Here is a 23,605-nt window from a genome sequence, read left to right on the forward strand (position 1 = left end):
GCGTATGTACATACCAGCCCACTTTGCCGAAACCCGAAAGGAAGTTCTACATTCCCGCATCGTGCAACACCCGTTTGGCACGTTGATCACTCACGGGAGCAGCGGACTAGACGCCAATCACATTCCGTTTGAACTTGCAGCAGAGGACGGCGAACTGGGCGTGCTGCGCGCGCATGTGGCGCGGGCCAACCCGGTATGGCAGGAGGTGGCGAACGGCGACGAGGTGCTGGTCGTCTTCCATGCGGGCGACGCCTATATTTCTCCGAACTGGTATCCGAGCAAGCATGAACTGCACAAACAGGTGCCGACCTGGAATTACATGGTGGTGCATGCGCACGGCCGCATTACGATTCTCGATGATGAGCGCTACGTGCGAGGCGTAGTGGGCCGGCTCACGCGCACACATGAGACATCGGAACCGAAACCGTGGAAGATGGGCGACGCACCGAAGGACTACGTGGATGCGATGGTAAAGGCGATCGTTGGTGTTCAGATTGAGGTCACGCGTCTTGTTGGCAAGAGCAAGCTCAGTCAGAACAAGGAGGCACGGGATATCCAGGGTGCGGCCGAAGCACTCAAGTCGAGTGGCGAATCCCAGCTTGCCGATGCAATGCTCGCCGGGGTTCCGACGAAGTAGTGATACAGAGCGGTCGGCTTCACTTAACACTCATCAGAAAGCCCAATGTACTCTTCCACCTTCATTTTTCGGGCCGGTCAATACGACGAGGCGTTCCATGAACTCGATCGACGGATTGCCGAAGTGGCGCGATCCATACCGGGATATGTGAGTGAGGAGACGTGGGAAAACGCCGGTGAAGGATTGATCCAGAACGTCTACTACTGGGAGTCGGAAGAGGCGTTGCTGCAGCTCATCAGGCATCCCGTCCACGTCGAGGCGAAAGCGAAGCAAAGTCGATGGCTGGATGGCTATCGGGTGATCATCGCGAGGGTGATTCGGGAGTATGGCGATGGCCGGCTCGTGAGGCAGCTCCACGGCCATCAGTAAGAGACCAGTCTGGAAAGCAATCGTCTCTTCCAGACGAACGCGGACTTCTGCGCCGTGCCTGAAGCACGCTTCGCGGTGACCCGTCGACAAATGGTGCACCCCGCGTTCAGCACGCCAACCCAGTGAGAAAGGAAACCGCAGCCCCTTCAGATCAAAGCCGATAGCTCCCGCCATCACGCTCGAGCAGTCGCAACAGCGCCGTCCATTCTCGGTCCAGATGCACCGTATCGAGGTAGGCATAGTCGTCGTGCTGTCTAGCAGCGTGTTCACAAACTTCGGGCGAAGGAATCACAACCTTCTGCCCCGCCGACAGCGTCGCAACCTGGATTTCACATGCCTTATTCAGGTAGTACATGCGTGTGAACGCTTCGGCAACCGAACGCCCCGTCGTCAGCAAGCCGTGATTGCGCAGAATCAGATAGTCCTTTTTGCCGATCGACGCGACGATCCGTTCACGCTCATCGAGTTCGAGCGAGATGCCTTCATACTCGTGGTAGGCAACACGGTTATAGAACTGCATGCTGATCTGGTTCAGCGGCAGCAGACCGCATTCCATCGCGGCCACTGCCATGCCGTACGTGGTGTGCAGATGAACGACGCACTCGACGTCGTGTCGCGCCTGATGCAGCGCGCTATGAATCGTAAAGCCGGCCGCGTTCACTTCGAAACGGTCGTCTCCGATCGGATTGCCATTCACATCGATCTTCACCAGCGACGATGCGGTGATTTCGTCGAAGAACCAGCCGTGCGGATTGATCAGAAACTGATCGTTGGTGCCGGGCACCCGCGCCGAAATATGCGTGTAGATCAGATCAGTCAATTCGAACTTCGCTGCGAGCCGATAGGCAGCGGCAAGCTGAACACGCGTATCCCATTCCACCTGCGAAATATCCCGTGGTTTGCGGTTGATGTGCGGATCAGTGGTGGAAATCATGCTGAATTCTCTCCAGGTTTATAAATTGCAAGAACGTGGTCAGGCAGCACATCGGATGGATGCATGGCCAACCATGGTTCGCATAGTTGTTGGGTGAAAGAAAATCTACAGTTCGGCAACGAGCGCCGGCACTACGCCGAACAGATCGCCAACCAGACCGTAGTCCGCGACGCTGAAAATCGGCGCTTCCTCGTCCTTGTTGATCGCGACGATCACCTTCGAGTCCTTCATACCAGCCAGATGCTGGATCGCGCCGGAAATGCCGACCGCGATGTAAAGCTGCGGTGCAACGATCTTGCCCGTCTGTCCGACCTGATAGTCGTTCGGCACGTAGCCAGCATCGACGGCTGCGCGCGATGCGCCCAACGCGGCCTGTAGTTTGTCTGCCAGCGGCTCCAACACTTGTGTGTAATTCTCGCCACTTCCGAGACCGCGCCCACCCGAAACAATGATGTTCGCCGACGTCAGTTCCGGACGGTCCAGCTTCGTCACTTCACGGCTCACGAACTGCGAGATGCCGGCGTCAGCCGCTGCGTCGATCTTCTCGATGGATGCGCTGCCGCCTTCTGCTGCAACGGGATCGAAGCCAGTTGCACGCACTGTAATGACCTTGATCGGGTCTTGAGACTGGACCGTAGCGATCGCGTTGCCTGCGTAGATCGGGCGCTCGAATGTATCGGCGCTGACGACAGCCGTAATCTCGCTGATCTGCGCGACGTCGAGTTTCGCCGCAATACGCGGCGCGACGTTCTTGCCGTAGGCCGTCGCCGGCGCGAGGATGTGCGAGTAATCCTTCGCGATGTTCAACACCGTCGCTTCGACGTTTTCCGCGAGGCCTGCTGCCAGGTGCGGCGCATCGGCGAGCAGCACCTTCGCCACGCCCGCCTCCTTCGCAGCCGCATCGGCCGCGCCTTGCGCGTTGTGACCCGCAACCAGCAAATGAACGTCGCCACCAATCTTCTGCGCGGCAGCAACCGTTTTCAGCGTCGCTGCCTTTAGCGCCGCGTTGTCGTGTTCAGCAATTACCAGAATCGTCATGTTCTTTCCTGTACCTCAGAGAACTTTGGCTTCGGTCTTGAGCTTCTCGACCAGCGTCTTCACATCGGCCACCTTCACGCCAGCCGAGCGCTTCGGCGGCTCGCTGACTTTCAGGGTCTTCAGACGCGGCGTGACATCGACGCCCAGATCTTCGGGCTTCACGGTTTCGAGCGGCTTCTTCTTCGCCTTCATGATGTTCGGCAGCGTCACGTAGCGCGGCTCGTTCAGGCGCAGATCGGTCGTGATGACTGCGGGCAACGTCAGCGACAACATTTCCGCGCCGCCATCGACTTCACGCGACACCGTCGCCTTGCCATCCGCGACGACAACCTTCGATGCAAACGTCGCCTGCGGCAGATTTGCCAGCGCGGCCAGCATCTGGCCCGTCTGGTTAGAATCGTCGTCGATGGCCTGCTTGCCGAGAATCACCAGTTGAGGCTGTTCCTTGCCGACCAGTGCCTTCAAAAGCTTCGCCACGGCCAACGGTTGCAGGTCTTCACCCGACTCGACCAGAACCGCACGATCGGCCCCAATCGCCAGCGCCGTGCGCAGCGTTTCCTGACACTGCGCGACACCGCAAGAAACAGCAACAACCTCGCTGACAACACCCGCCTCCTTCAAACGCACCGCTTCTTCAACGGCGATTTCGTCGAACGGATTCATCGACATCTTCACATTCGCAATGTCGACGCCTGTGTTATCCGACTTCACGCGAACCTTCACGTTGTAGTCGACCACTCTCTTGACCGGCACCAGAATCTTCATCCCTCGCAACTCCGCTATTCCGCATCACACAAAAAACGGCGAAAAATTGGAACTTAGAAAATTTTTCGCCTATAGGTATAGGCACTCATACGCACCTGAAGCCACCTCGCTCAAGCTCGACAAAACCCGCATATTTGCTTATAAATCAATACAGTATATGAAACAAGCAAGCATCGAAATCGATCCTGAAGCACAAAGTTAATTTGTTCGTGTTGACAGCACTGTAGGACGTCACTCATCATATGTCAACGATCAAAAAATAACCGGTTCAACGCTGTTGGAGACGGATGGCAAAGACCTGGACTGGACGGCCAAAACGCCATCCAGAGTGCATCACCCAAATTGTTTCGCCGGGCACGCCCCGGCGCATGTCATGGTTTTAAACAGGAGAGTCATGGTGGCCAGTCACGACAAGGCGCGAGTGGGTGTTGATATCGGTGGAACCTTCACCGACGTTGCGCTGGAACTTGGTGGAGAACTCTTTTCCACGAAGATCCTCACGGATTACACGGCGCCCGAGCGCGCCATCATCAAAGGCATCGGCATCGTCGCTGACAAGGCTGGCATCGCGCTGAAGGACATCGGCGTCATCATCCACGGCACCACGCTCGCCACCAACGCACTCATCGAACGACGCGGGGCGAGAACGGCCTTCGTCACCACGCAAGGGTTCCGCGACACAATCGAAATGCGGACCGAAAACCGCTTCGAACAATATGATCTGAATATCAAGCTCCCGCCGCCGTTGATCGAACGCTGCGATCGTTTTACGCTCGGCGAACGTATCGACGCGCAAGGCGGCGTCCTGCTCGCGCCGACGGAAGCCGAGATCGAGACCATTGTCGATCGAATCGAACGAGGCGGCTATGAAAGTGTCGCCGTCGGTTTCATCCATGCGTATGTGAATGGTGTGCACGAACGTATGGTGCGCGAAGCGATTGAACTGCGTCTGCCGCATGTCTCCGTGTCGATTTCGAGCGAGGTATCGCCGCAGATTCGCGAGTTCGAACGGTTCAACACGGTCTGCGCCAACGCGTATGTGCGCCCGATCATGAAGTCCTACCTGGACCGCCTGCTCGGGAAGGTCCGTGAAGCCGGCGCGCTTTGCCCGATCTTCATCATTCATTCGGGTGGCGGCATTGTCTCGATCGAAAGTGCATCCGAGTTTCCCGTGCGTCTCGTGGAGTCGGGCCCTGCTGGCGGCGCGATTTTCGCCGCGCATATCGCTGCACGCTACGATCTGAATACCGTTCTCTCGTTCGACATGGGCGGCACGACTGCGAAAATCTGCCTGATCGACGATCTGACGCCGAAGACGGCCAACACCTTCGAAGTCGCGCGCACGTATCGCTTCAAGAAAGGCAGCGGCATGCCGATCTCGATCCCCGTTGTGGAAATGGTGGAGATCGGCGCGGGCGGTGGTTCGATTGCATCGCTCGACGTGATGCGTCAGATCCGTGTCGGCCCGCACAGTGCCGCATCCGAACCCGGCCCCGCCTGTTACCAGCGCGGCGGCACGCAGCCGACCGTGACCGATGCCGACCTGTTGCTGGGCCGCCTCGATCCCTCCAACTTTGCGGGCGGCTCGATCCAGCTTTCCACCGACAACGCCGCAAGCGCGATGCTCAGCGAGGTAGGCGGCTCGATCAACCTCAATGCCGAGGAAACGGCTTACGGCGTAGCCGAAGTCGTCGACGAGAACATGAGCAATGCGGCTCGCGTGCATGCCGTCGAAAGCGGCAAGGACATCAGCGGCTACACGATGATCACGTTCGGCGGCGCGGGCCCGCTGCACGCCGCGCGTCTGTGCGAAAAGAGCGGCATCAGGAAGTTCATCGTGCCGCCCGGCGCGGGCGTTGGCTCGGCGATCGGCTTTTTGCGCGCGCCGTTCGGCTATGAAAGTGTGCGTAGCGCCGGCATGCGCTTCAATGACTTCGACGCCGACGCGCTCAACCGGATCGTCGATCAGTTGAGCACGGAAGCCGTGCATTTCGCGCGTCAGGGCTCGGGTGAAGCCGAGCCCGTAGTCGAAATCAAGGCCTTCATGCGCTACGTCGGTCAAGGCTGGGAAATTCCCGTGACCATTGCGCACCGCCGTTTCACTGCCGACGATCGCACGACCTTCACGGAATCGTTCACCAAGGCTTATACGCAGTACTTCGGCCGTCCCATCGATGGTCTCGACATTGAAATCGTCAGCTGGGCCGTCAAGGCAAGTTCGCCGCTGCCGCCTGTCGAACGTCTGCAACTCGTGACGTCCCGCGACGCGGTGGTCGCGCCGAAGTCTCGCAAGATCTTCGATGCAGCGCTGCATCGCTTCGTCGATGCAGCCATTGTCGAACGTGCGTCGCTGAAGGTCGGCGAAAGCGTGACGGGCCCCGCCATCATCGTCGAACCCGAAACGTCGACGCTCGTCACGTCCTCCTTCGATGCGACAGTGCAGCCCGACGGCTGTCTGCTCGTGGTCGCCAAAGAACTGAACGCCGCCCAGTAATCAGGAGTAGAACCATGTCTCTCAGCAATCTCGACACCATTCACATGCAGGTGATGTGGAACCGCTTGATCTCCGTCGTCGAAGAACAGGCGATGGCCCTGATCCGAACGGCGTTCAGCACCAGTGTGCGCGAGGCAGGCGATCTCTCGGCCGGTATCTTCGACAAGCGCGGCCGCATGCTCGCGCAAGCGGTCACGGGTACGCCCGGCCACGTGAATACGATGGCCGAGGCCGTCGAGCATTTCATGAATGCAATCGGCGTGGACCGGATGTACGAAGGCGACGTCTACCTGACCAACGATCCATGGAAAGGCACTGGCCATCTGCACGACTTCACGGTCGTGTCGCCGTCGTTCCTCAATGGCGAACTGATCGGCTACTTCGCGAGCACCGCACACGTGGTGGATATCGGCGGTCGTGGCTTTGGTCCAGACTCGCGCGAAATCTATGAGGAAGGTCTTTTCGTTCCGATCATGAAGCTGATCGAGCGTGGCGAAGTCAACCGCGACCTGATCAATATCGTGCGCAACAACGTGCGCGAAGCCGACAAGGTCGTGGGCGATCTGTACGCGCTTGCCTCGTGCAATGAGACGGGTCACAAGCGCCTGCTCGAGATGCTCAAGGAATTCAATCTGAAGGATGTCGAAGGCATTGGCGAGTTCATTCTTGCGCGCAGCCGCGAAGCGACGCTCGAACGTATCGCTGCGCTGCCCAAGGGCGTCGAGACCAACGATATGACGCTCGACGGATATGACACACCCGTCAAGCTCAACGTCACGCTCACCGTCGGCGACGATCATCTGCTGGCGGACTTTGCGGGCACGTCGCCGGCGAGCCCGTTCGGCATCAACGTTCCGTTGCTGTACGCCAAAGCCTACGCGTGCTACGGCCTCAAATGCATCATCGCGCCAGAAGTGCCAAACAATGCCGCGTCGCTCGAACCGTTCCGCGTTCAGGCACCCGAAGGCTGCATCCTCAACGCGCAACGTCCCAGCCCCGTTGCCGTGCGTCACGTGCTGGGTCACTTCGTGCCCGATCTGGTGCTGGGCGCGTTGCACAAGATTTTGCCGGACCGCGTGCCCGCCGAAGGTTCGGGTGCACTCTGGAATCTGCATGTCAGCGCGCGTCCCGTGCGCGAAGATTCGGGCCTGAAGGGCAGCGAAATCCTGATGTTCAACAGCGGCGGCACAGGCGCGCGCGCGGAACTGGATGGCCTGTCGGCCACGGCGTTCCCGAGCGGCGTGCACGCGATGTCGGTCGAAGCGACGGAACAGGTCGGGCCGATTGTCGTGTGGCGCAAGGAAATGCGCTCAGGCTCGGGCGGCGCCGGCAAACTGCGCGGCGGTCTGGGCCAGATCGTCGAGATTGGCCCACGCGCCGGCTATCACTTCCGCTTCAACGCGATGTTCGATCGCATCGATCATCCGGCGCGCGGACAGTCCGGCGGCAAGTCGGGCGCGCCAGGACAGGTCACGCTATCGGATGGCACGAAGATGAAGGGCAAAGGCACGCAGACAGTCGCCGAACATGAACGCGTCGTGCTGTCGCTGCCTGGCGGCGGCGGCGTCGGTGCGCCCGCCGAACGCGAACGTGAAGCCCTGATTCGCGATATTCGCAACGAATACATCTCTGAAGCTCAGTTGCGGGACGACTACGGTGTCACGCCCGACGCCCTGAGCGCATCGAACAACCAGTAAGGAGCCACCCACATGACCGACATTACCAAGCCTCCGTTCAAGAACATCCTGATCACGGGCGCCGGCGGCGCGCTGGGCTCTGTGCTGCGCGAGTCGCTGCGGCCGTATGCGGAAACGCTCAGTCTGAACGAACGCAAATCACTAGGCGAAGCACGCGAGAACGAAAAGCACTTCATCTGCGATCTTGCCGACCGCGATGCCGTGTTCGACATGCTCAAGGGCGTCGACATGGTGATTCATATGGGCGGCGCGCCGCGCGAGAACACGTTCCAGGTGATTCTGGATTCGAACATCGTCGGCAGCTACAACATCTACGAAGGCGCGCGGCAAGCGGGCGTCAAGCGTATCGTCTATGCGAGCTCGGTGCATGCAATCGGCTTTTACGAATGCACGCAAACCATCGATGCCAACTCGCCGCAACGACCGGACAGCCTGTACGGCGTCAGCAAGACCTTCGTCGAGAACCTGTCGCGCTACTACTTCGACAAGTTCGGCATTGAATCGGTTTGTTTGCGCATCGGCTCGTGCTTTCCGAAACCCGTTGACCGCCGCATGCTGGCGACGTGGCTCTCCTACGACGACTTTTCGCATCTGTGCGTCCAGTCGATCATGACGCCGAGCGTCGGTCACATGATCGTGTATGGCAATTCGAACAACAGCGCCAACTTCTGGGACAACACGCAGGCTGGCTATCTGGGCTATCGTCCGAAGGACTCCGCTGATGCGTATCGCGCCGAAGTCTATGCGAACACGCCTGTAGGCGACCCGCGACATCCCGCCGTGCGCTTCCAGGGCGGTCAGTTCGCTGCCGACGGCCACTTCGAAGACCCGAAGACGAAGTAAGCGCCGCTACCTGACCGACTTTCTGGAAACACTGAGATGGCACAGCAAGCATCAAAGCAGCACTACGACGTCGTGATCGTGGGCGGCGCGGTCGTCGGCAGCGCGACCGCGTATTTTCTGGCGAAGAACCCGGACTTCAACGGCTCGGTTCTGGTTGTCGAGCGGGACTGGACCTATGCGCAATCCGCGACGGCCCTGTCGAGTGCGTCGATCCGTCATCAGTTCTCAAACCCGCTGAACATCAGGATCTCGCAATTCGGCACCGAGTTCATCCGCAACTTCCACGAACTCGTTGCGGTCGAAGGCGACGCACCCGAACTCGGGTTCAAGGAAAACGGCTACCTGTACCTCGGCGATGCAAAAGGCGCGCCGATGTTCGAGCGCAACCACGCGACCCAGCGCGAAAACGGCGCCGATGTCGTGTTGCTCGATCAGGACAAGTTGAAAGCGCGCTTCCCGTGGCTGAATACCGACGGACTGGTCAACGGCGTCTATGGACAAAGCGGCGAAGGCTGGTTCGACAGCTACGGGCTGCTTCAAGGCATGCGGCGCAAAGCCCGCTCGATGGGTATCGAATACATCGAAAACGAAGTGGTCGATGTGGTGCGCGAAGGCGACAGGATCACGGGCGTGACGCTCAAGAGCGGCGAGACTATCGGTTGCGGTTTGATGGTGAATGCCGCAGGCACGCGCGGACCCGCGATGGCGCGTCTTGCCGGACTCGAGATTCCTGTCGAGCCGAGAAAGCGCTGTCTGTTCGTGTTCGACTGCCGCACGCCGCTGCAAGGCACGGTGCCGCTCACCATCGACACGACGGGCATCTTCTTTCGCCCCGAAGGGCAGTATTACCTGACGGGCTGCTATCCCGATCCCGACCCGCTGGCGGACGTGAACGACTTCGACGTGATTCACTCGGAGTTCGAAGAGGTCATCTGGCCCGCGCTTGCTGAGCGCGTACCCGCGTTCGAGGCGATCAAGGTCGTCAACGCGTGGGCCGGCCACTACGACTTCTGCATGCTGGACCACAATGCGATAGTCGGACCGCATCCGCAGGTCGAGAACTTCCTGTTCGCCAACGGATTCAGCGGACATGGTTTGCAACAGTCGCCCGCCATCGGACGCGGCCTGAGCGAACTGATTACGTACGGCAAATACCGGTCGCTCGATCTTGCACCGCTCGGCTATGAACGCGTGGTAGAGAACAAACCTTTCCTCGAAGAAGGCGTGATCTGAGTGCGTCGCCCATTGACCAAAGGCAGATAACATGACTTCCCATTCCTACCAGACCGCGCTGGTCACTGGCGCGTCCAGCGGCATCGGGCGCGCGATTGCACAGCGGCTCGTCACCGACGGGCTCAAGGTCTACGCGCTCGGCCGCGACGCCAAAGCGCTCGATGCGCTCGCAAGCGAGTGCGACGTCACGCCGATCGCTCTTGATCTGCAGGATACGACGCCTTTGCGCGATCTGTTTGCGCGCACCGAAATCGACGTCGTCGTCAATAACGCGGGGCTGCTACCGGCGCTTGCAAAGTTCGCTGAGAGCGAACTTTCGGATATCGACCGCATGATCGATATCAATCTGCGTGCGCCGCTGCGCCTTGCGCACATGGCGCTCGACGGCATGATCCAACGCAGGCGCGGACATCTGTTCTTCGTCGGCTCCAGTGCCGGGCGATTCCCGCATCCGAACACCGCCGTCTATGGCGCGACGAAGGCCGGCATCAGCATGTTCTGCGATTCGCTGCGTTGCGATCTGCTCGGCACGAAGGTTCGCGTCACGGAGATCGCTCCTGGCCGCGTGCAAACGAGCCTCTATCGCACGGCGCTCGGTGCGGAAGGCGCGAACGAAAAGCTGTATGACGCCTATCGCTCGATTCAGCCTGAAAACATCGCCGAACTTATCGCGACGGCCATCGCGCTGCCAGAAGCTGTCGACGTGTCGCGCATGGAAGTTTTCCCGACCGATCAGGCAGCAGGCGGCTCGCAGATCGTCTCAGTCAAGTAATCCACGTACTGCACTACAGGACATATTCGAATCATGAAGAATCAACGAGTCGTTATCGTCGGCGGCGCTTCCGGCCTTGGCCTGTCCGTCGCCAAGCTGATGCTCGCAGACGGCGCCGAAAGCATTGCGCTGATCGACAAGAACGGTCCGCTGCTCGACGAAACCGTGGGCGCGCTGAAGGCGCAAGGTCACACGGTTTTTGGCGCGGTCGGCGACATCACGCGCAAGGACTCCGCGCAGGAAGTGTTTCGCACGGCGCTCGAAGCGCTGGGCCGCGTCGATTGCCTGATCAACAGCGCGGCCATTTATCCGCGCCGCCCTATCCTCGACATCTCCGATGACGAGTGGGACCTGGAAAACGCCGTCAATATCAAGGGCACCTATCACATGATGGTCGCCGCCATCGAACATATGCGCAGCCGTGCGAAGGTCGAGCCGCATGTCGCGGGCCGCATCGTCAACATCACATCTGTCGATGCGTTCAAGGCGCATCCGCAGAACGCGCATTACGCGGCAACGAAAGCCGCTGTCGTGAGCCTGACGAAATCATTCGCGCAGGAGGTGGCGAAGGACGGCATTCTCGTGAACTCCGTCGCGCCCGCCGGCTTTGCGACCGACAAGGCAAAGAAGGCAGGCTTCCTCGGCGAACTCGCCGCTGCCAATCCGCTGGGCCGCGCGGCCGAACCCGAAGAAATCGCGCAATGGGTCGTCATGATGGCAAGCGCGCGCAACACCTATGCGACGGGCGAAAACGTCATCGTCAGCGGCGGTTATATCTACGCTTGAGTCACATCAAGAGTTCGCCCCGCCCCGTTCGCGGGCGGGCAACGACGCGGCCGCGACTGTGGTAGAGTCATAATATGTCATACGGCGCAGGTCAGACCCGTTCCACCCACGCCGGCGCGGTACGCCTGCAGCCGAGAATTGCAGAGCACTCCTGATCCGGTGTGAGTACACGGAATGACTCTGGACGCTGAAACCCTCCTTAAGAACGCGGCGAGCACTGGCAAGCGCCGCAGCCTGACCGAACTGGTCATCCAGGCACTGAACGACAAGATCGACCGCGGCGAATATGCGCCGGGCGCCAAGCTCCCAACCGAACCTGAACTCTGCAATGAATTTAGCGTCAGCCGCACTGTCGTGCGCGAAGCCGTTGCATCGCTGAAACTGGGACGCCGTCTCATTGCGCGCCACGGCGTTGGTGTGTTCGTTTCGGAGACACCCGGCCAATCCGGTGAAATGGGCTTTATCGACACCACGACGCTGAACAACTCGATGCATGTGCTCGAACTGCGTATCGGCGTCGAGACGGAATGCGCGGCCTATGCGGCGTTGCGCCGGTCAGAGCATCATCTCCGGGCGCTCAAGGAAGTGTATGCACGCATGGAAATCGTTGCCGCGGACGATGAAGCTGAATGCGCACGCGCGGACTTCGAATTTCATCTCGCTGTCGCCACCTGCTCCGAAAACCCGCACTTCACTTCGATTCTTCGCTCGCTAGGCCAGGAGATCATCATCGACCTGCGTCTCAAGCACGCAAAAGCGAACGCCAAGGAACGAAAGACGTACATCAGGCGCATTCAGCGTGAGCACGCCGATATCCTCGACGCGATTGAACGGCAGGATGAGACGGCAGCGCGGCGCGCGATGCGACGTCATCTGAACGAAAGTCTGGAGCGCTATCACCATCTTTCGAGTACGCGCAGCGAGTAGTCAGGCGCTTCGTGTTCGCGCCTTCTCTACGAACAAACGCCGGATGAACGGCGCGTCGCGTGACGCTACCACTCATCCGGCGTTCTGATTCGAACATGGCGGCCCGTCAGTTCTGCAAGGCCTCAACCTTGTCGCCGTACGCCACCGCTTGCGGCACCCACTTCCCGCCGATCACCTTGTAGAACGTCGCTGCGGGATCTTTCATATCGCCGTTTTGCATGAAAGCGATATTGCCCGACACCCCCTCGAACGCAACCGATTTGATGAGCGGACCATACACTTTCGGGTCGGTCGAGTTCGCTTTCTGCATCGCGTTGATCAGAACCCACGTCGCGTCATACGCGGAAGGCGAGTAAGCCACGACACCTTCGTTGTACTTCGCCTTCATCTTGTTGTCGAACTCCTTGCCGGCCTTAAGCCTCGACAACGGTACGCCGTAGTCCCATGAAACGGCACCCTCGGCGCTATCGCCCGCGACCTTCAGGAACGTCTCGTTTTCGAAGCTGCCGCCGCCGAGCAAGATCGCCTTGATACCGAGCTGCCGCATCTGCTTGATCAGCATGCCAGCCTGTTGATCGAGCCCGCCCCAGAAAATGACATCCGGGTTGAAGGACTTCATCCGCGTGAGCTGGGACTTGAAATCAACGGCCTTATCGGTCGAAAACTCACGATCGACGACTTTCCCGCCTGCCGCTTCCACGCCTTTGACGAACTCGTCTGCCATGCCCTGCCCGAACGCCGTGCGGTCGTCGATCACGGCAATGCTCTTGCCCTTCAACGCCTGAACGGCTGAATGCCCCGCGAGCTGGCCCATCTGCGAATCGGAGTTGGTGACACGAAATACCGTCTTGAAGCCCTGCGATGTGAGCATCGGATTCGTTGCCGTGGGCGACACCATCGGGATACCCGCGTTGTAGTAGATCCGCGAAGCCGGAATGCTCGTGCCTGAATTGAAGTGCCCCACGATCCCCGCGACCTTCGAGTCGACCATTTTCTGTGCGACCTGCGAGCCCATGCGCGGGTCGCCCTGGTCATCTTCTGCATCGATTGCGAAATGCACCGGCTGCCCCCCGATGACGAGTTTCTTCGCGTTCGCGTCGTCGATTGCAAGCTCGACGCCGCGCTTCAGATCCACCCCGTAGTGAGCGGACGCCCCCGTCAACGGGGCGGCGAAGCCGATCGTCACGTCCCCCGCGTGAGCGGCCGGGGCGACGAGCAATGCCCCGGCGGCCAGACTCGCGGCGAACACGATACTTTTGAGTTGATACGGGATGTTCATCTGATTCCTCTGCGAATTTCGACAGGTTGAAAAAGAGGTGTCAGGTCTGGGCACGCCCGCCCCAGCTCGGTGCGAACCACCGGCCATGCCTCGAAACCCGACCGCATGCCTATCAAGGTATTAGGTGAGACGTCATATGTCAATGGATCAAAAAGGCCAGCCGGACCAGGGTTTTCGAGAGGCATCGGAGAGCGGCCCGCGATGCGTTCAGGTCGCGCCGGGTGGCGGAACCTGCTTCGGGGCATTGAAGGTACTGAGGGGTTTCTGCGGGGAACGTGCGGGACGATCGTCACACCGATACGCTTTCATCGCGCATCAGGGATGGGGCCACCCTCAAGGGCGGCCCCTATTCTCATTGTTGAACCGATGCCCGGAATCGCCGCTTTGTCGGCGACACGATGCGCCACGCGACTGAGTCGAAGTAAAGCGCACATGGGAGATGCGCAATCTTCAATTGCATGCAAGGAGCTCGTCGGGTGGCATCAGCCATCCCGGTCAGTCATCCTCTCCCAGTCCCGGTAGCGGCCGGGTGCCCTCCAAACGTACGGAGTGCAACGATGCCGGGTCGAGGCCGAGTGCACGCAAGATAGTGGGTGCAACCTGCGTGGTGCTTACGCGGCGATCGACATGCCGCTCATGGTGATGTCCATCGGGATACGCGACGATCAGACCCAGATGACTGTCGTCCGGCGCGTTCCCGCCATGCTCCTCGTCTTTCGCTTTGCTCGATGTGTAAATAACACCGGGGTTGGGTTGCACGATGATATCGGGCGTGCGTCCGTCTGCCGGGTCGCCAAATAGCGCCGCGAGCCGCGGTCCTGAAAGGATGTACGCCTGCGGCCCGTCCGCGCAGATTCCTGGCGCATTACAACCAAGGTTGGCCTTCAGCGTCGACACGACATCCTGAGCCTGGCTCTGATCCCGCAACCAGATGAGACCGACATCGTCGGTTTGCGCGAGGCCTGTGCCGACCAAACCCGTCCCGTCATTCAGGTTCCCCGTCGTCGTACTATTTTGTCCAAAGTGGCCGTTCGGATCGAGGTAGTTATGCGCTTCGAGCAGGTTCACCAGCGTGTCGCCGTTCTTGACCAGCTTGGTGTGGTCGCTTGGCGACTGGCCGTGCTTGGCCGTTACGACCACCATCGTCGACTTCGCGAGATCTCTCGACTTCAGCGCATCGACCATCTTTCCGAGCGCATCGTCAACGTAGCCGATAGCAGCCGCCACCTGCTTGCCCGGCGTAAAGCTCGCGTCGAGATAGCCGCCGCCAGACGCGACGGGCGCCTTCTGCGCAACACTCAATGTCTGAAAATTCGTACCGAACAAGGTCGGCACAGCGGCGTTTTGCTGGCCCGTCGAGTCCTTGCCGTCGATCTCATTGATGATGGACTGAACATGCAGGTTATCGAACTGTTCAGTATGCGCGTACACGTCGGTGTAGTTCGTGCCCGTCGCCGGATCGATCGAATTGATCTCGGTACGCGACAGATCGTCGACGCCCTTGCCTGACGGACCATTTAGCCAGTCGTAGCCCCACGCATGCTTGTCGGCCCATGCCGTACGGGCACCATGGAAATGCTGCTTGACGGCCTCGAAGATCGTATTGGTCTTCACATAGTTATGTGGATACACAGGCACGCATACGCCATTTGTCTTTGCATGGGGAATCGCTTGCGGATTAAAAGCGCCTCCTCCATCGAGATGCGTAAGCGCCCCGCCGTTCTCTGCATCTATTCCCGTCGTTTCGTCGAATACGACATTCCAACCCTGCTTGCCCTGGCAAGTCGGGTCTGACGGCGCATAAAGCGTGCGATCGTACGAAACGTCATAGAACAGTCCCGCCGATTTCGGCGAGCCACCCGTCACGAGTGCCGCCAGGCCAGGAAACGAGTCGGAGAGCCCGGGTGTATAAGCATTGGAGTACGTTACGCCGGACTTCGCCAGCAAAGCCATATTCGGACACGTGTTAGCGGCGATGCAACGCGCCACATCCTGCTCGTGGAGACCGTCCACACTGATCAGCAAAACATGTCGCACCTCAGTGTCGCGCCGGTCGTGATCGTGACCATGCTCCTTATCATCGCCAGCATGAACGACCATCGGAACCGCAATCGTTGCCGCCAGGATGCCTGCTCCCATTTGCCTGATAAGACGACTCATCTTCACCTCACTGAATGTTTTGAATTCGAAGTTATTACAGCGAGGTAATGTGCTCGTTTAATACGTCGTCAAGATGACCTTTCCCTTTCGTTTTGCCCAATTCATGAGAATGAAAATCATGATCCACAAAGAGAACTTTAGCGCCGAGTAATTCCGCAAAGTACTTCGGATAGGGGTATGTCATCGAACTCGCTAATGTGGCCCACTGAATATATCAAAAGATCGAGCGTCAATAACACGATAACGAATTCGTAACTAGACGGTCAGTGCTGCGATAACTCACGTCACTAGAATGCTCTTCGTGGAAACAACCACTTCCTCAATACTTAGGAGGGTCATCATGAAGCTACCAGCCTTGTTCGCGGTCACCGTGCTCGGCCTTGCATTCGGTGCGAATGCCTTTGCACAAGCAACTACGCACGGCATCACGCGTGCCGAAGTGCATGCACAACTTGTCGAGGCGCAGGCAGATGGGTTAGTGCCTGTTCCCAAAAACGACTATCCGCCATCCGCCGATACCATCGCACGGAACAAGGAGCTGTATGCAATCCAGCATCATCAATCCGCCAGCGATACCGGATCCTCAACCGGGAACGTGACAGCCCCGCGCGCTGCCTCCGACTGACCGCGTGTGAGCGAAGAGATCATCGTTACCGCGACGGGCATCACGCCCGTCGCTATTCGCACTATAAAGAAGGCTCAATCTGGCGAAATAATCCGGCGATAGAATCGACCCACGGGTACTCAGAACACGTGTCGAATCCCTACTCGCGCGGCGAATTGATTGGCCGTCGTCGATGGTGCATCCGTGCCCGTGATGAATGCGGTATTCAGAGGTGCTGCAGCACCGGTTCCACCGCTCGCATGCTGATACATCCCTTGAACATAAACATCTGTACGCGGTGACAAATTGTAGTCCGCCATCAAACCGACCTGATGCCATTTGGGCTTCGAGTTGCCGGCCGTACTGTCGAAATGACCCAGCGTGTAGCTGTACATAGCGCCTACAAAGGCGTTTTTCACAAACTGATACTTCGCGTTGACCTCGAAGTTATCGAACTTCAGACTGGTCGCGGTGTTCGCAAAATTCCCCGTGTAGACCGAGCCCGTCGCATCGTTAAGGCTCGTATGGCTGTAAACGAAGCCCAGTATCGTGGATCCAAGTGTGTAGTTGATGCCTGCACCCCACACCTGTTGCCGGCCCGCGAAGAAGTCCGTATCGTCCGTCGCAAGAGAGCCTCCAGCGTTTGCGCCCGGATTGTTGATCTGCATATATGCCGCAGCGATTGCGACCGGGCCTCCCACGTATTGCGCACCGAGGCTATAGGCTCGATTATTCGCAAAGCCACCCGGCTGGTTGCTGAATCCGTAAAGACCACCGAATGTAAAGCCTCCGAGAACGGGACTCGTGTACTTCACGGTATTGTTGAGCCGGAATGAGTTATCGGTGTTGTCATTGTCGTAGGGGTGCGAAAGCAGATAACCAGCCCAGTTACCATTCGCCGTCAATGGTGCAAGGTAGTCTACGACGGAGTCGTACTGACGACCCAGCGTTACTGCGCCAAACCGATCTGAATTCACACCGACGTATGCCTGACGGCCGAACATGCGCCCCGACTGTCCCAGTTTTCCGGAGTTCACGTCAAAGCCATTTTCGAGCGTGAAAATAGCCTTCAACCCTCCGCCAAGATCCTCGGAACCGCGCAGCCCCCAGCGGCTCCCCTGCGCAAAGCCGCTCTGCATCTGAACTGCCGAATGTCCGCCTGTGTTATTCGTATAGTTCAAACCTTCGTCTATCAAGCCATACAGCGTTACGCTGGTTTGCGCCATTGCCACCGTCGGGACCGCAACACAGCCGAGCGCCGCACCGGCGATCAGGAGCTTCTTCATTTCATCAATTCCTTGATATGTTGACCAGTCTTCTGTCCATCGCCAGCGTCTCTCGACATCCCGCACAGCGAACCCCTGACAGAAGAAGGCCACACTCTAGGAGCATTAAAATTCCACTCTCGCAGCAATTCAATATTGCTGAAATTCTGTTGCGTCCATTCCACTGACAGGACACAACACCAACTTTAAAGAGACGACTCGCAACCAGCCAGGTTTCCTAGAACCCACTCCACACCAGATCTGGACACATTTGCATAGGGTTTTCTGTCGACCGCTGAGCGTGTCCGAAGGACCTCTTCTCGTAGAATTCCGCCACAAAATCTATAAAGGTGCGGAGGACGATTGGCATATGCCGATGGCTGGAATATAAAAGCCACACCGTCCATTGGCTCTCGCAAAGCTCCGCATCGTTAAGGACCATCCGCAATCTTCCGTCCGACAACTCGTCCATAACGACAGACCTCGGAAGTCGGGCGAGTCCCAGTCCAGCGCACGCGGCCCTCTTCACCATGAGTGGACTTTGCAAATTCATGATTGGCCGAACCACGACACGCTGCGTTCCATTTCGATCGCGAAACTCCCAGTATCGACTCGGAGCATCGGACGCAAGGAGCACATCGTGCGATGCCAGATCGGCAAGTGTTCGTGGCGCGGCATTCCGCTCCAGATACGATGGACTCGCGACAATCACGTCGCACGTTTGCGCGATTGGTTTGCATATGAGCGATGAATCCTTGAGTCGCCGCGCGGCGTTGAAGCAAATATCGAAGCCTGCAGGATCGATATCCGACATAGTCTCGAAAACGGATAGTTCGAAGTTCATTCGCGGCTGGAGGCTTCTGTATCCGGTGAGTAGATGTGGGAGATCTGTCGACGCAAACGACGCCGATGCAGAAATGCGGAGACTACCGGCAGGTTGCTGCGTCGCATCTGCAACGCACTCGTCCATTGATTCCAGAAGCTTCATGAGATCAATGGCATATTCCAGATATTGCTTTCCCACTGGCGTCAGCGAAACGTGTCTTGTCGTTCGATTCACGAGACGAACATCCAGATCCTTCTCAAGCATCGCGACTCCGCGCGTTACGACTGAACTTGACACCCTTAGCTGCTTTGCGGCTTCAGCAAAACTCAGACATTGGGCGACCGTCACAAATATACGGATGGAAGCGAGCTTGTTCATTGGAATGGAGCGGAAATCACAGGATCCGATGGCGTCTTATCCCTTGTCACAAAGCGCCAGAATGCCCGCAAGTTGCAACAGGTTTCGACAGGTAGGTATCGAAAGGGTACAGAGGCACGCTTGCGCGTTTCCGTCAATCCGATTACGAACCTGTTATCTTTTTCTCCAGATCCCTACTCCGCCGGGAGAGACGCGTGCTTCTTCGACGATTCAGGCAATGTTTGTAAAGAATTCCCACTATCGAGCCGCATCGAAGACTGAGCCTATTCTGCACCGCTTAAGCGATGCTTAAGCAACTTGCTGGAGAAATTATAAGAAGGTGTACTTGACCGACATTCTTATCGGAGAGTCCGACACTATTGGCTTTATTACGCGGCCATGAGCTGTTGCGCTTTCTTCGGTGCGACGTCGTAGCTCAACAGTTACTTTGCGGGGTACGGGGGAAAGGCTATCCTAACGAGGACAGGTTCGTGGAAAGATCACGGCAGACTGCGGTAAGGCTATCGCTTTACCGTCCGTCGTACGTGCGAATAGTACTGAGTCTATGTCGAGTGCCGCGCCTGCCCACCTGCACCATGCACACGGCCGACCACTCGGGAGAGCGCCACGATTATCGCAAGCGTCGCGAGATACCCGGCAATCTGAATTCCTGCCGGCCTTGCGGTATAGCCAATGAGGGCATGCAGCATCTTTCCGACGACACTGGTCTCCGCGAGCAGCCAGGATGTATCCCACATAGCGTCTCCCAAAGACGGTAAAAGCCCCGCTGATACGAGGTAGCCGATGCCCTGACTGGCCATGCCTGCCGCAAGGAGCACAATGAGTGCGTTGGTCACCGAAAAGAGGCGCTTCAGCGGGATCTGAAGCAGTCCGGCATACATGCCTGCGCCGAGGCCCACGCCACCGGCAACGCCCAGCAGGGCACCCAAGGCCATCTGGGGAGTTTGACCGGGCTCACCGACTGCAATGCCATAGAGAAACAGAACTGTTTCTGATCCCTCGCGAAGTACGGCCACTCCCACGACCACGGCGAGACCTGTAAGCGGCCGACTACCGGCTGCGACGGCCTTACCGACGGCGGCAATCTGCTTCGCCATTTCACGACTATGTTTGCCCATCCACACGCTGTGCCATCCAAGCATAACTACTGCAACAAACATGACGCAGGCATTGAAGACTTCCTGACCCATTCCGGAGGCCCACGAAGAAATGGCATCTGCAAAGACGGCGATGAGACCGGCACCGATAATCCCGCCAAGCAGACCGCCACTCACCCACCATCCCCGATGGGCAACTCCCTTGGTCGCTGCGAGCACAATCGAGACAACCAACGCTGCTTCAAGGACTTCGCGGAAAACGATAAGCGCAGTAGATAGCATGATCAGATAAGCATTCATTCGACTGTGGGACGAGTCATGGAATCAGCCCCGTGATACTCGTCGTGAAATTCGTAGACTCCACCTTCAGCGGACCCATAGATGCCTGGAAGTCGCGACGCTGTCAGTCAGTAAGGTATTGAAAGCGATAATAAAAGCGATTCTCATCCGATTGCTTAAGTCCCCTGAGCTTGAGTGGTTAAGCCATTTCAGTCTGACAGTGCGACGCTATCCCCTAGCACGCCGCTTTTGATTTTCATTCTCAGACCTTGACTACGCTTTCACCGTAAGCACTACGTAATCCCACGTTCAACTTGCTGGAATCAAATGACACTCGTTCTCATTTGTATTGACGATTTGTCTCCGCCTACCTAACATTTACTGATTGCGACGGTATTCGTCGGATGGTCATAAGCGTCACGCGCACATCGGCATCGCGCGGCACATCCATAGAACAACTAAAGGACTTTTCGATGAAATTCATCCGATCAATCGGATCTGGTCCGCTCATTGCGTCGCGGGCGTCGCTGCGCAAAGCGACCATTGCTGCATTGTTTGCATGCGCACCGCTCTTCGCGCAATCGGCCGCCCACGCGGAGTCCAATCCTGACGCCATACCGGAAGCGCCTGAGGCCGACCTCGGCATCCAGGCGAAGCCGACGGGACAATGGACCGGTTTCTGGACACGCGAAACCATGCTCGGCGACATCGGCGGATTGCGACCATGGCTCGGAAAGTACGGTGTGACCTTTCAGTTGACGGAAACGAGCGAATATCTCGCGAACCTGCGCGGTGGCCTGTCGCGCGGAGGGGCCTACGACGGTCTCACGACGGCAACCGTGCAGATGGACACGCAAAAGGCGTTCGGGCTACCGGGCGGCTTGTTCAATGTCAGCGCACTGCAGATTCACGGCCGGAATCTGAGCGCAGACCGGCTCGGCACGCTGAACACCGCAAGCGGCATCGAAGCTGAAGCGACGACGCGTCTATGGGAGTTGTGGTACCAGCAGTCATTCCTCGACAAGCGCCTCGATGTGAAGATCGGTCAGCAAAGTATCGACCAGGAATTCATGACCAGCCAGTACGCGGCAACCTTCATCAACACGATGTTTGGCTGGCCTGCCCTGCCGTCGTACGACATGCCGTCGGGCGGTCCTGCCTATCCGCTATCCGGGTTGGGGGTGCGCGTGCGCGGGCAGATCACGCCCTCTCTAACGGCGCTCGCCGGCGTCTACTCAGGCGACCCGCTGGGCAACAATCCCGACAACATTCATGGCACCAACTTCAACCTGCACAACGGCGCGTTGTGGATCGGCGAACTGCAGTACGCAATCAACCAGCCTGCCGATGGCGAAATGACGGGCATGGACAGCAACAAGCTGCCGGGTACGTACAAGATCGGTGTCTGGTACAACAGCAACCGCTTTGATGACCAGCGCTTCGACAACACTGGCCTGTCGCTCGCGAATCCGGCGACGACGGGCATTCCGCAGTCCCATCACGGCGACTACAGCATCTACGCAGTCGCCGACCAGATGGTGTGGCGCCCCAATCCCGACGAGCCGCGCAGCGTGGGCGTCTTCGCACGCGTGATGGGCGCTCCGGGCGATCGCAACCTGGTCAGCCTTTCGGCGAATCTGGGCGTCGTGCTGAAAGCACCGTTCAAGGGTCGCGACGATGACAGCGTCGGCCTCGCCGTCACTTACATCAAGGTGGGCAACCACGTGCACGATCTCGATCTCGACAACCGCGATTTCTCGGGCGGTCCGTACGGTGTGCGCACAAGCGAAACAGCGCTGGAAGCAACCTACATCTATCAGGCGGCGCCCTGGTGGCAAATACAGGCCGACGCGCAGTACACGTTCAATGCAGGCGCCGGCCAGAATCCGAACGATCCGACTCAACCGCTACGCAACACATTCGTGGTGGGCGTGCGAACCAACATCACGTTCTGAGCGCCGATCTCACAGAACATCTTTCGACCCTATTGAAGCAACCCCATCATGACGGCAAAACAGGCTGTGAGCGCAAATATGAATACAAGGAAGGCCCGGCTTTCGCGTGAACTTGCGAGGCGAGTCCGCACAAAGGCCGCATACGTTGCGGGCATGCTGGCGCTCATCGCCACGTGCACCGCTCAAGCCGAACCCCAAGGGTTTCTCGAAACCCTGCATCGCAATACGACGCTCGTCAACACTGTGCCCGATAACGGCGATCAGAATCCTTACGCGATCGTCGTCGCGCCGGTCTCGGCGGGTTCGGTGAAACAGGGCGACGTACTGGTCGACAACTTCAACAACTCGGCCAATCTGCAAGGTACGGGTAGTACGATCGTCAACTATCACCCCGACACGAAGCAGATAACACTGTTCGCGCAGATTCCGCGCGATCTGAAAGATTGTCCCGGCGGCGTTGGTCTCTCGACTGCAATGACCATGCTCAAGTCCGGCTGGGTGATCGTCGGCAGCACACCGAGTAATGATGGCACCACGGGCACCAAAGGCGCCGGCTGTCTGGTCGTGCTCGACTCGCAGGGCAAAGTGACCTCGACCATCTCCAGCCCGAACATCAACGATCCATGGGGCAACATGGCCGTCGTCGACAACGGTACGAGTGCGACCTTGTTCATCAGCATGGCGGGCTTCGGCGTCGGCGGCGCGGATGGCGAGCCGCCCGTGTTCAAGCAGGCGACTGTGCTGCGCCTCGACCTCGATATTCCGCAAGGCAAGCCGCCCGTCGTGAAGAAGGAAACGGTGGTGGGCAGCGGCTTCGGCGCGCAGGCAGACAAGGGCGTGTTCCTCGTGGGACCGACGGGGCTCGCGCTGTCGGCGGATCAAAAGCTGCTGTTTGTGTCGGACGCAATCGGCAACCGCGTCAACGAGATCGACGAGCCGATGACGCGCGATACCAGCGCCGGTGTCGGACGGCAGCTCACGGCAGACGGCCTGCTGCATCGCCCGCTCGCGATGGTGACGGCGCCCAACGGCCATCTGCTGGTGACGAATGCACTCAACGGACAGGTCGTCGAGATTGTCCCCGCCACGGGCAAGCAGCTCTACGCGCGCTGGATCGATACCGACAAGGCGCAGACACCGCCTGGCAACGGCGACCTGTTCGGCATCGCGATGACGCCCGAGGGCGATGGCTTCTACTATGTACAGGATGACGTGAACACGCTGGTGATCGCGAAGTGACGGCAACAGACAAGCAGCAAGAGGCAGC

The 23,605-nt window shown here is 58.6% G+C and carries 20 protein-coding genes; 12 read left to right on the top strand and 8 right to left on the bottom strand.

Annotation, left to right across the window (positions count from 1 at the left end; genetic code table 11):
* The first annotated feature begins 4 nt into the window (after positions 1 to 4).
* Positions 5 to 637: an FMN-binding negative transcriptional regulator gene (locus C2L64_RS30475; protein WP_039900333.1), complete on the top strand. Its 633-nt coding sequence runs from the start codon at positions 5 to 7 to the stop codon at positions 635 to 637.
* Positions 638 to 682: 45 nt separating this feature from the next.
* On the top strand, positions 683 to 1,006 hold the full coding sequence (locus C2L64_RS30480; protein ID WP_007581217.1) for an antibiotic biosynthesis monooxygenase family protein: 324 nt from the start codon (positions 683 to 685) through the stop codon (positions 1,004 to 1,006).
* 151 nt (positions 1,007 to 1,157) lie between these two features.
* Here the strand turns inward: C2L64_RS30480 and C2L64_RS30485 are convergent, their stop codons facing one another.
* From C2L64_RS30485 to C2L64_RS30495, 3 genes are all read right to left on the bottom strand, one after another.
* The gene (locus C2L64_RS30485; RefSeq protein WP_007581219.1) at positions 1,158 to 1,940 is read right to left on the bottom strand and encodes a class II aldolase/adducin family protein; all 783 of its coding nucleotides are present in this window, start codon (positions 1,938 to 1,940) and stop codon (positions 1,158 to 1,160) included.
* A 105-nt stretch (positions 1,941 to 2,045) separates the two neighbouring features.
* Positions 2,046 to 2,978 (bottom strand): electron transfer flavoprotein subunit alpha/FixB family protein, encoded by a 933-nt coding sequence (locus C2L64_RS30490; protein ID WP_007581221.1) that lies wholly within the window; start codon positions 2,976 to 2,978, stop codon positions 2,046 to 2,048.
* A 15-nt stretch (positions 2,979 to 2,993) separates the two neighbouring features.
* The gene (locus C2L64_RS30495; protein WP_007581223.1) at positions 2,994 to 3,743 is read right to left on the bottom strand and encodes an electron transfer flavoprotein subunit beta/FixA family protein; all 750 of its coding nucleotides are present in this window, start codon (positions 3,741 to 3,743) and stop codon (positions 2,994 to 2,996) included.
* A 394-nt stretch (positions 3,744 to 4,137) separates the two neighbouring features.
* Here C2L64_RS30495 and C2L64_RS30500 point away from each other — a divergent pair, with 394 nt between their 5' ends.
* The 7 genes from C2L64_RS30500 (at position 4,138) to C2L64_RS30530 (ending at position 12,495) form a co-directional block, all read left to right on the top strand.
* Complete coding sequence (locus C2L64_RS30500) at positions 4,138 to 6,237, top strand: hydantoinase/oxoprolinase family protein (protein ID WP_007581225.1); 2,100 nt, start codon at positions 4,138 to 4,140, stop codon at positions 6,235 to 6,237.
* A 14-nt stretch (positions 6,238 to 6,251) separates the two neighbouring features.
* Complete coding sequence (locus C2L64_RS30505) at positions 6,252 to 7,934, top strand: hydantoinase B/oxoprolinase family protein (protein ID WP_007581227.1); 1,683 nt, start codon at positions 6,252 to 6,254, stop codon at positions 7,932 to 7,934.
* 12 nt (positions 7,935 to 7,946) lie between these two features.
* Positions 7,947 to 8,777 carry an NAD-dependent epimerase/dehydratase family protein gene (locus C2L64_RS30510; protein WP_007581229.1) on the top strand — a complete coding sequence of 277 codons (831 nt, stop codon included), beginning with the start codon at positions 7,947 to 7,949 and terminating at the stop codon, positions 8,775 to 8,777.
* 36 nt (positions 8,778 to 8,813) lie between these two features.
* The gene (locus C2L64_RS30515; RefSeq protein WP_007581232.1) at positions 8,814 to 10,010 is read left to right on the top strand and encodes an NAD(P)/FAD-dependent oxidoreductase; all 1,197 of its coding nucleotides are present in this window, start codon (positions 8,814 to 8,816) and stop codon (positions 10,008 to 10,010) included.
* Between the two features lie 31 nt (positions 10,011 to 10,041).
* Positions 10,042 to 10,782 (top strand): SDR family oxidoreductase, encoded by a 741-nt coding sequence (locus tag C2L64_RS30520; protein ID WP_007581233.1) that lies wholly within the window; start codon positions 10,042 to 10,044, stop codon positions 10,780 to 10,782.
* A 33-nt stretch (positions 10,783 to 10,815) separates the two neighbouring features.
* Positions 10,816 to 11,568 (top strand): SDR family NAD(P)-dependent oxidoreductase, encoded by a 753-nt coding sequence (locus C2L64_RS30525; RefSeq protein WP_007581236.1) that lies wholly within the window; start codon positions 10,816 to 10,818, stop codon positions 11,566 to 11,568.
* 174 nt (positions 11,569 to 11,742) lie between these two features.
* Positions 11,743 to 12,495: a FadR/GntR family transcriptional regulator gene (locus C2L64_RS30530; protein WP_007581238.1), complete on the top strand. Its 753-nt coding sequence runs from the start codon at positions 11,743 to 11,745 to the stop codon at positions 12,493 to 12,495.
* Positions 12,496 to 12,601: 106 nt separating this feature from the next.
* On the opposite strand, the gene C2L64_RS30535 is transcribed toward C2L64_RS30530, so the two are convergent.
* Both C2L64_RS30535 and C2L64_RS30540 read right to left on the bottom strand, forming a co-directional pair.
* Positions 12,602 to 13,774, bottom strand: a complete 1,173-nt coding sequence (locus tag C2L64_RS30535) for a branched-chain amino acid ABC transporter substrate-binding protein (protein WP_079500337.1) — start codon at positions 13,772 to 13,774, stop codon at positions 12,602 to 12,604.
* A 495-nt stretch (positions 13,775 to 14,269) separates the two neighbouring features.
* Positions 14,270 to 15,913 carry an alkaline phosphatase family protein gene (locus tag C2L64_RS30540; protein ID WP_007581241.1) on the bottom strand — a complete coding sequence of 548 codons (1,644 nt, stop codon included), beginning with the start codon at positions 15,911 to 15,913 and terminating at the stop codon, positions 14,270 to 14,272.
* Positions 15,914 to 16,274: 361 nt separating this feature from the next.
* On the opposite strand from C2L64_RS30540, the gene C2L64_RS30545 reads away from it, so the two are divergent.
* A complete protein-coding gene (locus tag C2L64_RS30545) occupies positions 16,275 to 16,559 on the top strand; it encodes a DUF4148 domain-containing protein (protein WP_007581243.1) in 285 nt (94 codons plus the stop codon).
* A 119-nt stretch (positions 16,560 to 16,678) separates the two neighbouring features.
* Here the strand turns inward: C2L64_RS30545 and C2L64_RS30550 are convergent, their stop codons facing one another.
* From C2L64_RS30550 to C2L64_RS30560, 3 genes are all read right to left on the bottom strand, one after another.
* Entirely contained in the window at positions 16,679 to 17,824 is a 1,146-nt protein-coding gene (locus tag C2L64_RS30550; protein WP_007581245.1) for a porin, read from the bottom strand.
* A gap of 217 nt (positions 17,825 to 18,041) precedes the next feature.
* Entirely contained in the window at positions 18,042 to 19,007 is a 966-nt protein-coding gene (locus C2L64_RS30555; RefSeq protein ID WP_079500340.1) for a LysR family transcriptional regulator, read from the bottom strand.
* Between the two features lie 542 nt (positions 19,008 to 19,549).
* On the bottom strand, positions 19,550 to 20,386 hold the full coding sequence (locus C2L64_RS30560) for an FTR1 family iron permease (protein ID WP_039900335.1): 837 nt from the start codon (positions 20,384 to 20,386) through the stop codon (positions 19,550 to 19,552).
* A 470-nt stretch (positions 20,387 to 20,856) separates the two neighbouring features.
* Here C2L64_RS30560 and C2L64_RS30565 point away from each other — a divergent pair, with 470 nt between their 5' ends.
* Positions 20,857 to 22,338 (top strand): carbohydrate porin, encoded by a 1,482-nt coding sequence (locus C2L64_RS30565; RefSeq protein ID WP_007581251.1) that lies wholly within the window; start codon positions 20,857 to 20,859, stop codon positions 22,336 to 22,338.
* Between the two features lie 153 nt (positions 22,339 to 22,491).
* The gene (locus C2L64_RS30570; protein WP_007581253.1) at positions 22,492 to 23,577 is read left to right on the top strand and encodes an NHL repeat-containing protein; all 1,086 of its coding nucleotides are present in this window, start codon (positions 22,492 to 22,494) and stop codon (positions 23,575 to 23,577) included.
* Positions 23,578 to 23,605: the final 28 nt, after the last annotated feature.

This window comes from Paraburkholderia hospita (assembly GCF_002902965.1).
In the GTDB taxonomy this organism is placed as follows: Bacteria; Pseudomonadota; Gammaproteobacteria; order Burkholderiales; family Burkholderiaceae; genus Paraburkholderia; species Paraburkholderia hospita.

Bases quoted from the DNA above. Each gene is read 5' to 3' on its own strand.
- C2L64_RS30485 (WP_007581219.1), bottom strand. From the start codon at position 1,940: ATGATTTCCACCACTGATCCGCACATCAACCGCAAACCACGGGATATT.
- C2L64_RS30520 (WP_007581233.1), top strand. From the start codon at position 10,042: ATGACTTCCCATTCCTACCAGACCGCGCTGGTCACTGGCGCGTCCAGC.
- C2L64_RS30535 (WP_079500337.1), bottom strand. From the start codon at position 13,774: ATGAACATCCCGTATCAACTCAAAAGTATCGTGTTCGCCGCGAGTCTG.
- C2L64_RS30500 (WP_007581225.1), top strand. From the start codon at position 4,138: ATGGTGGCCAGTCACGACAAGGCGCGAGTGGGTGTTGATATCGGTGGA.
- C2L64_RS30495 (WP_007581223.1), bottom strand. From the start codon at position 3,743: ATGAAGATTCTGGTGCCGGTCAAGAGAGTGGTCGACTACAACGTGAAG.
- C2L64_RS30555 (WP_079500340.1), bottom strand. From the start codon at position 19,007: ATGAACAAGCTCGCTTCCATCCGTATATTTGTGACGGTCGCCCAATGT.
- C2L64_RS30570 (WP_007581253.1), top strand. From the start codon at position 22,492: ATGCTGGCGCTCATCGCCACGTGCACCGCTCAAGCCGAACCCCAAGGG.
- C2L64_RS30530 (WP_007581238.1), top strand. From the start codon at position 11,743: ATGACTCTGGACGCTGAAACCCTCCTTAAGAACGCGGCGAGCACTGGC.
- C2L64_RS30545 (WP_007581243.1), top strand. From the start codon at position 16,275: ATGAAGCTACCAGCCTTGTTCGCGGTCACCGTGCTCGGCCTTGCATTC.
- C2L64_RS30475 (WP_039900333.1), top strand. From the start codon at position 5: ATGTACATACCAGCCCACTTTGCCGAAACCCGAAAGGAAGTTCTACAT.
- C2L64_RS30550 (WP_007581245.1), bottom strand. From the start codon at position 17,824: ATGAAGAAGCTCCTGATCGCCGGTGCGGCGCTCGGCTGTGTTGCGGTC.
- C2L64_RS30560 (WP_039900335.1), bottom strand. From the start codon at position 20,386: ATGCTATCTACTGCGCTTATCGTTTTCCGCGAAGTCCTTGAAGCAGCG.
- C2L64_RS30505 (WP_007581227.1), top strand. From the start codon at position 6,252: ATGTCTCTCAGCAATCTCGACACCATTCACATGCAGGTGATGTGGAAC.
- C2L64_RS30515 (WP_007581232.1), top strand. From the start codon at position 8,814: ATGGCACAGCAAGCATCAAAGCAGCACTACGACGTCGTGATCGTGGGC.
- C2L64_RS30490 (WP_007581221.1), bottom strand. From the start codon at position 2,978: ATGACGATTCTGGTAATTGCTGAACACGACAACGCGGCGCTAAAGGCA.
- C2L64_RS30480 (WP_007581217.1), top strand. From the start codon at position 683: ATGTACTCTTCCACCTTCATTTTTCGGGCCGGTCAATACGACGAGGCG.
- C2L64_RS30525 (WP_007581236.1), top strand. From the start codon at position 10,816: ATGAAGAATCAACGAGTCGTTATCGTCGGCGGCGCTTCCGGCCTTGGC.
- C2L64_RS30540 (WP_007581241.1), bottom strand. From the start codon at position 15,913: ATGGGAGCAGGCATCCTGGCGGCAACGATTGCGGTTCCGATGGTCGTT.
- C2L64_RS30565 (WP_007581251.1), top strand. From the start codon at position 20,857: ATGAAATTCATCCGATCAATCGGATCTGGTCCGCTCATTGCGTCGCGG.
- C2L64_RS30510 (WP_007581229.1), top strand. From the start codon at position 7,947: ATGACCGACATTACCAAGCCTCCGTTCAAGAACATCCTGATCACGGGC.